Below are 7,492 nucleotides of genomic sequence, written 5' to 3'. Positions count from 1 at the left end.
TTGGGCTATCTGGTCGACGGACAGAGGAAGAAGCGCGGGGAAGGGTTCGAGCTGCGGACGTCGGGGTGGGGGGCGATTCGGGGTGGGAGGGGGGTGTTTATTTCTGCCGATGACCAGCCTGGGGCTGGGGGGCAGCAATTGGCGATGGGCGCGGCCGAGGCCGTTCTTTCCGAAGCGCTGGAGCAAATGCAGCGGCTCAATGATTGCGCCGCCGTCGCGAAAGTCCAACTTGCTGATATCGAGCGTCAGCGCGACCTGATGGAAGCGAGGCTGCAGGACCTGCAGCAGGCCGTCATCCTGGCCAGCGCGCCGGCGGGCGTCGCCATCGCCACAGCGCAGAGTATCCAGCTTGCAGCCAATGGCAACGTCGTCGCCTCGGCTCGCTCTCATCTGGACCTGGGCGCTGGCAAACACGTCACCATCGCCGCGGGACAAGGCGCGTCGATCTTCTCGCAAGAAAACGGCATCCGGCTCGTGGCCGCCAAGGCGGACTTCTCCGCTGCAGCGCATTCCGGCTTGATGCAGTTGATGTCATCCCAGGACATGAGCCTGTCCAGCGTCAACGGCAAGCTGACAGCAGTGGCCGCGGAAACCCTCACATTGGCCAGCCAGGGTGCCTACATCAAGCTGGAAGGCGGCAATATCGAACTGGGCTGTCCTGGCAGCATTACTTTGAAGACAGGCAGCTTCACGTGGACGGGCCCGGCAAGCCTCAACCCGCCCCTGCCAGATCTTCCCGTGGGGGCGTGTCGCGACTGCCTGCTGGATGCACATCGTGGTGTCGAGGCAATGACCGAGAAGGCATGAGCATGAAACTCAGCGATGACCGGCCATTGACGGCTCCATCGGATCAAGACACCGGCAGTCTTGCCGCTCAAGTCCTTGCAGCCCGTCATAGGCTGGACCGGCACGACGCTGGCACAGCCGTGTCGCTGTTTGCACTGGTGGATACACGCGGATTCCCCGAACTGCGGGCGGCCATCGAGCGGCATGGCGGGATAGCGTTCGCGGCCCTGTGGGACGGCACCGATCTCGCTCCGCATCGTGACATCTCTCCACTGCTGATTACCGTGGTGGACGGCGCCAAAGGCATCAAGGGCTACGAGGACAAGGACGACGGCGACGGCGACGACGGATTGCTGTCCCTGCTGAACCGGCTTGCAGAACTCCCTGCCGATGGGTTCATGGTGACGTGGTTGTGGAGTTTCTGTTCACTGCCGGAAGTCGAAGCGCATCTGCGGGGCTATTGCGAGTACGCACTGCCCGATCGACGCGCGTTTTATCTTCACTTCTACGACAACCGCGTGCTGGAGCGGCTGCGGAAGGTCTGGACACCGGAGCAGTGGTCTGCATTCGCAAGCATCGCGTGCGAAATCTGGTATCGGGACCGATCGGGCGCCCCGGTTGTCGACGCTCAGCATCCGGTACCAGTCGAGTCCCTGACGGCATCGGCGCCAGTCATGACCGCAGAGCAGCACGCGGCGCTGCTCGAACTTGGCTATGCGGACAAGATCGCCCTGCAACTGCGAGACGTGTATGGCACGCACCTTGATCCGCTATCGCCTGATGCGCTCTACGGCGCCGTGCAAACGCAGATGGGAAGGGCCGCAGCGTATGGCATCACGTGCGAGGCCGACATGCTGCGCTATGTTGCCAAAGGTCTGCTTGTATCTCCCGAGTTCGATCAACACCCCGAGATTCACAGGCGTTTGCTGGCTGCAAGGTACGGCGACCTTCCTTTTGCCGTGGTCCTGTCCGATGTCGGAACCGCTGAGACGCCGGATACGACGGGTATGGAAAGATGAGACGCCGGATCCTATGCAACCTGCTGCTCGCGGCGACATTCCTAGTCGGCTGCGACGCCTTGGAAACTGCGCCCACCTACGGCGGCCTGAGCATCGCTGGGTTCAACTACACCCCTTACAACCTGAGCCGCTTTGTCATCACCGACCGGTATGGCAACCGCGCAAGCGGTGGAGGTGACCTGCCGCCCGGCTCCGGCGAGGGCTCACTCAGTTGCTGCTACAAGCTGAAGGGGACGGAGTTCACGGTGAAGTGGGAGGTCTATGACGCCGACGAAGCCATCAAGGATCTCTACGCGCCCATCAAGAAGCTGCATAAGGAGGCGACGATCCATCTGCCGCGGACTCAAGTCGAGGGTGGCGTGGGGACAAGGGTACTCGGCTTGCACTTCTACCCCGATGACCACATCGAGTTCGAGTTCGGGACGGATCTGCGGGGTACGCGCATCTTCTACGGCGCTATTGATGAATGGCTGCTGAAGAAGCAAGGGAAGTCGTTCAACGACACGATGGAAGACTGGGTCGCATTCCGCAGAACCGCGAGGATCGCCGGTGAAGGGTGGACCAAGTACCGGTTCACCAACACGGAGGATCTCAAGCAGTACGTGTACTACACGCTTTTGGTGAATCCGAACTTTGACCAGCATCCGGCGGTACGGCAGATCATCGAGGAAACCAACGGTCGGCCGGGCGCCTTTGGCGAAGCCATGGAAGCGTTGCCCGCGTCGGTCGTGGCGGCCCTGAGGCGTAGCAACGTGGAACAGGCGGCACCAAGGAGCAGGCCATGAATAGAAGACTAAGAACCGCGATCGCTGCGCTCGGACTCTTGGTCACGATAACGCTGGCCGGCTGTGATGCGCTGTCTACGGAGCCCACCTACGGTGGTCTGAGCATCGCAGGGTTCAACTACACACCGTACAACCTGGTCCGCTTTGTCATCACCGACCGGTATGGCAACAGAGCAAGCGGTGGAGGTGACCTACCGCCCGGCTCCGGCGAGGGCAGACTTTGCTGCTGCTACAAGCTGAAGGGGACAGAGTTCACGGTGAAGTGGATTGTCGTCGATCAGGATGAATTTCTGAAGGATCCATACGGACCTCTCCAGAAGATTCACAAGACCACCGAAGTACACCTGCCGCCCACCAAGATATCGGGTGATTTGGGCTCGATCGTACTCGGCTTGCACTTCTACCCCGATGACCACGTCGAGTTCGAGTTCCGGACGGATCTGCGGGGTACGCGAATTTTCTACGACGACGTCTGGGACTGGCTTCGCAAGACTCACGGACCGCTTCTCAATCCCCATCAAGAGCATGAAAGTGTGGTGTTTCGTCGAGCCGCAAGGATTGCGGCAGAAGGCTGGAACAGGTACCGATTCACCGATACAGCGGATCTACAGCAGTACGCCTACTTCACGTTGGTGAATCCGAACTTTGACCAGCATCCGGCGGTACGGCAGATCATCGAGGAAACCAAGGGTCGGCCGGGCGCGTTCGGCGAGGCCATGGAAGCGTTGCCCGCATCGGTCGTGGCGGCCCTGAGGCGTAGCAACGTGGAACAGGCGGCACCAAGGAGCAAACCATGAATAGAAGACCAAGAACTGCAATCGCTGCGCTCGGACTCTTGGTCACGATAACGCTGGCCGGCTGTGATGCGCTGTCTACGGAGCCCACCTACGGTGGTCTGAGCATCGCAGGGTTCAACTACACCCCTTACAACCTGGTCCGCTTTGTCATCACCGACCGGTATGGCAACCGCGCAAGCGGTGGAGGTGACCTGCCGCCCGGCTCCGGCGAGGGCTCACTCAGTTGCTGCTACAAGCTGAAGGGGACGGAGTTCACGGTGAAGTGGATTGTCTTCGATCAGGATGAATTTCTGAAGGATCCATACAGACCTCTCCAGGAGATTCACAAAACCACCGAAGTACACCTGCCGCCCACCAAGATATCGGGTGATTTGGGCTCACTCGTACTCGGCTTGCACTTCTACCCCGATGACCACATCGAGTTCGAGTTCCGGACGGATCTGCGGGGTACGCGCATCTTCTACGGCGCTATTGATGAATGGCTGCTGAAGAAGCAAGGGAAGTCGTTCAACGACACGATGGAAGACTGGGTCGCATTCCGCAGAACCGCAAGGATCGCCGGTGAAGGATGGATCAAGTACCGGTTTGCCAACACGGAGGACCTCAAGCAGTACGTGTACTACACGCTTCTGGTGAATCCGAACTTCGACCAGCATCCGGCGGTACGGCAGATCATCGAAGAGACCAAGGGTCGGCCGGGCGCGTTCGGCGAGGCCATGGAAGCGTTGCCCGCATCGATCGTGGCGGCCCTGAGGCGTAGCAACGTGGAACAGGCAGCCCCAAGGAGCAAGCCATGAATAGAAGACTAAGAACTGCAATCGCTGCGCTCGGACTCTTGGTCACGATAACGCTGGCCGGCTGTGACGCGCTGTCTACGGAGCCCACCTACGGCGGTCTGAGCATCGCGGGGTTCAACTACACCCCTTACAACCTGGTCCGCTTTGTCATCACCGACCGGTATGGCAACCGAGCAGGCGGTGGAGGTGACCTGCCGCCCGGCTCCGGCGAGGGCAGACTGAGCTGCTGCTACAAGCTGAAAGGGACGGAGTTCACGGTGAAGTGGGAGGTCTATGACGCAGATGAAGCAATTCTTTCCCTCCGCGCTAAGCAGCCGATCAAAGTCACCCAAAAGAGCGCGGCAGTTCGCATGCCGCCCACCAAGATATCCGGTGATTTGGGCTCGATCGTACTCGGCTTGCATTTCTACCCCGATGACCACGTCGAGTTCGAGTTCCGGACGGATCTGCGGGGTACGCGCATCTTCTACGGCGCTATTGATGAATGGCTGCTGAAGAAGCAAGGGAAGTCGTTCAACGACACGATGGAAGACTGGGTCGCATTCCGCAGAACCGCGAGGATCGCCGGTGAAGGGTGGACCAAGTACCGGTTCACCAACACGGAGGATCTCAAGCAGTACGTGTACTACACGCTTTTGGTGAATCCGAACTTTGACCAGCATCCGGCGGTACGGCAGATCATCGAGGAAACCAACGGTCGGCCGGGCGCCTTTGGCGAAGCCATGGACAACATTGCACCGAAGATCCTGGAAGAACTGAAAGGCAACCAGTTTAAGCCGTCCCCGGCAGGAGACTTTGATGACTAACACGACGTCACTCGACTCAGTAGACCGAACGCCGAACCGAGTATTGGACGGCATGATGGCCGCCCATAAGCCCTACAAGGCGGACGACTGTATTCCGTGCGGCGCAGTCGCAAGGATGGGGTTCTTCTTCGACGGTTTCGGGCGCCATCGCGACATCGACGATCCGGCAACATCTCGCTACTCGAACATCTGCCGCCTATGGGAAGCGCATCGCGATAATCTGGATCGGCGTCGAGAGAAAATGCCGAATCAGTTTTGGTATCCCTTTTACTACTCCGGACTCGGTACGCCGCTAAACAAGGACGCCGAAAACAACGAGATAGTGTCAGCCGCAGCCAAGGCTGCGGCCGGATCGGCGGGACCGGCCGCGGACATACTCCAAAACACCGCGCGGGACGTCAGCGGCGTGTCCAGGATGGGTGATATCGAGAAGGCGCGCAAGCGGGCCCGGCAAGCGCTGATCGATGCGCTGGACGAGATGTCGTGGCGCCCCATTGCGCAGACCTTCGAAGACGCCATCGCGCACGCAAGAACGTTGCCCGACAAGACGATCAGGGTGCTGCAACTGGCCGGGGAACGGCGCTGGGTGAGGCGTACCATGGCAGCGGGGCGGGCGGCCATGTACGACATCAAGAAGAATCCGCTGAAGGCCGCAGTTGTATTTGCGAAAGCCATTTCTGTTGACGTCGTCCTTGATGCCATTCCCTTTGTCAGGGATAGCCGATTTGCCGCAATGGTGTTCGGAACGGGCGTCGAAGACCGGCTCAATGCCGCGCTGAAACAGTTCGAGAATGCCTATCGTGACGTAAAGACCAGCGCCGGAAAAGTCCAACGCATCGAGGTATCGGTGTTCGCGGCGGACCGTGGTTGTGTGATCGCGCGCGCCTTCGTCAATGAACTGGTGCGCAAGTACAAGGGTCGCAGTGATCTTGATCTCCGGATGGTGCCTGTCGGCGAGAAGGGTGACCCGATCGAGATCCGCTTTCTCGGACTGCTCGACGCGGTGTCCTCGGTCATGGCCGAGAACGAGCTGGTTGCCATTCTGCCATTCGTCGGCATGATCAAACAGCATCATGGGGACCGCGAACTCGCGGTGCCTGCCGCGGTTCAGAAATGTGTGCACTTCGCGGCTGCCCATGAACTGCGTTTCTATCAACGGCTCGACAGCCTGGAGAAGACGCGCGGCGAACAGTACCTTTATCCCGGCACGAGCGAGGACATCACTGGCGGCGCACCGCCAGGCTCGTTGGGGTTCAGGGCCGAACTGCAGCGTGTGGCCCTGCGGGACATGCTGCACGAGGGCTTGATGGCTGGCTCGATGCTAGACACGATGGAAGACTTGGAGAGACACAAGCTCTGGACTTACGAGAAGTTCACCCTGGCTGCCCCGCTCTCGACCGGCAAGACGAACCACAGGATTCCCGATCTCATCGACGCGTATCGAAAACTGGTGCCGCGCGAGCGGGGTCTCAACTTTCAGGCGCACATGGAAGTGTTCCTTCGCTGGCTGGCCGTCCGCTACCGGTCGCCCGAGTTCCGCAAGACAACGACCGCCCATACTGACGAAATCAAGCGACAGCATGTCGAGCGCGCACAAGAGATCAGGGCGGCGCAAGCGGCCTACAACGAGGAACGTCGCCGCTTGCCGGCCGATCGTGTTGCGATGGGCAAGGCACTTGCCAGGTTGCACGCCGCGCGCGAGGCGCAGGTCCTCGCCTTGCCGGGTACCGTGCTTCAGCTGCAACAGCCCATCGTGGGCGTCTGGGAGCGTATCGAGAATGAAGCGGCCGAACAGGTGCGGCAGCGTGCCGCCCACGAGAGTCTCAAGCGATCCGCAGAGAAGATCCGACAGATGTCGAACGACGCGGATTTCTCGGTTCGCCAGGAGATAGAGAGTGCCGCCGACGCCGTGGAGTCCATGCTGATGAGTCAGGAGGCTCTGGCGCTTGTGCAGGCATGGAAAGACGGCCTGTCTGGCAAGCATCCGCTGCCGGATGAAGTCATGATGCTCTTCGACATGCTAGTGCACGACACGATGTTGACCAGTTGGCACGATCATGTGCTGTCGTCAACGCTGTACTTCAGGACCCGTGCCACGGATACGCTGGGTGAGACCGACGACTTGGCCGAAGCCATGCAGCGGCAGCGCGACGACATGCGCGCTCGGCGCGCCGAGCAGATGCCGACGATGGCATCGCCTGCGGCGCGGCCCTCCGCAGGCTCAGGCGTCGCGCCGCGGAGGCAATGATGTCCGGGATCATCAGGGAAGGCGACCGCTTGAGCCAAGGCGGAGTGGTTCTGCGTGGCGGGGGCCGGATGTTCATGGGGCGTGCGTTGGCACGCCGTTCCGACCCGGTGCAGTGCGATGTGCACGGCTACAACTACATCGCCGAGGGCAATCCAGACATTCGAGATGGAGACCTTGAAGTGGCCGAGGACGGCCATCGATGTGCCTGTGGTTGCAGGCTGATCTCCTCATTGGCCAACAGCGGCTCGCGTTAG

8 protein-coding genes are annotated in these 7,492 nt (G+C 60.5%); all 8 read left to right on the top strand.

Going from position 1 to position 7,492, the window contains the following annotated elements; all coding sequences use genetic code 11:
* A partial coding sequence (locus QTN24_RS11230; RefSeq protein ID WP_313837078.1) for a type VI secretion system Vgr family protein occupies positions 1-807 on the top strand: 807 nt, incomplete at its 5' end.
* Entirely contained in the window at positions 804-1,805 is a 1,002-nt protein-coding gene (locus QTN24_RS11225; protein WP_313837077.1) for a DUF4123 domain-containing protein, read from the top strand. The genes QTN24_RS11230 and QTN24_RS11225, both read left to right, overlap by 4 nt.
* Entirely contained in the window at positions 1,802-2,590 is a 789-nt protein-coding gene (locus QTN24_RS11220; protein WP_313837075.1) for a hypothetical protein, read from the top strand. The genes QTN24_RS11225 and QTN24_RS11220 overlap by 4 nt, the downstream gene beginning before the upstream one ends.
* Positions 2,587-3,387, top strand: a complete 801-nt coding sequence (locus QTN24_RS11215; RefSeq protein ID WP_313837074.1) for a hypothetical protein — start codon at positions 2,587-2,589, stop codon at positions 3,385-3,387. The genes QTN24_RS11220 and QTN24_RS11215 overlap by 4 nt, the downstream gene beginning before the upstream one ends.
* Entirely contained in the window at positions 3,384-4,184 is an 801-nt protein-coding gene (locus tag QTN24_RS11210; protein WP_313837073.1) for a hypothetical protein, read from the top strand. Before QTN24_RS11215 ends, QTN24_RS11210 begins: the two co-directional genes overlap by 4 nt.
* A complete protein-coding gene (locus QTN24_RS11205; RefSeq protein ID WP_313837072.1) occupies positions 4,181-4,990 on the top strand; it encodes a DUF3304 domain-containing protein in 810 nt (269 codons plus the stop codon). The genes QTN24_RS11210 and QTN24_RS11205 overlap by 4 nt, the downstream gene beginning before the upstream one ends.
* Complete coding sequence (locus QTN24_RS11200) at positions 4,983-7,238, top strand: DUF2235 domain-containing protein (RefSeq protein WP_313837071.1); 2,256 nt, start codon at positions 4,983-4,985, stop codon at positions 7,236-7,238. The genes QTN24_RS11205 and QTN24_RS11200 overlap by 8 nt, the downstream gene beginning before the upstream one ends.
* Complete coding sequence (locus QTN24_RS11195; protein WP_124685378.1) at positions 7,238-7,492, top strand: PAAR domain-containing protein; 255 nt, start codon at positions 7,238-7,240, stop codon at positions 7,490-7,492. Before QTN24_RS11200 ends, QTN24_RS11195 begins: the two co-directional genes overlap by 1 nt.

It is taken from the genome of Cupriavidus sp. SZY C1 (genome assembly GCF_032190535.1).
Taxonomy (GTDB): domain Bacteria; phylum Pseudomonadota; class Gammaproteobacteria; order Burkholderiales; family Burkholderiaceae; genus Cupriavidus; species Cupriavidus pauculus_C.
The sequence above is the reverse complement of the archived record's forward strand: the minus strand, read 5'-3'. Positions and strand labels throughout refer to the sequence as shown.

Coding starts and splice junctions, on each gene's coding strand:
- QTN24_RS11215 (WP_313837074.1), top strand. CDS start 2,587: ATGAATAGAAGACTAAGAACCGCGATCGCTGCGCTCGGACTCTTGGTC.
- QTN24_RS11205 (WP_313837072.1), top strand. CDS start 4,181: ATGAATAGAAGACTAAGAACTGCAATCGCTGCGCTCGGACTCTTGGTC.
- QTN24_RS11210 (WP_313837073.1), top strand. CDS start 3,384: ATGAATAGAAGACCAAGAACTGCAATCGCTGCGCTCGGACTCTTGGTC.
- QTN24_RS11220 (WP_313837075.1), top strand. CDS start 1,802: ATGAGACGCCGGATCCTATGCAACCTGCTGCTCGCGGCGACATTCCTA.
- QTN24_RS11225 (WP_313837077.1), top strand. CDS start 804: ATGAGCATGAAACTCAGCGATGACCGGCCATTGACGGCTCCATCGGAT.
- QTN24_RS11200 (WP_313837071.1), top strand. CDS start 4,983: ATGACTAACACGACGTCACTCGACTCAGTAGACCGAACGCCGAACCGA.
- QTN24_RS11195 (WP_124685378.1), top strand. CDS start 7,238: ATGTCCGGGATCATCAGGGAAGGCGACCGCTTGAGCCAAGGCGGAGTG.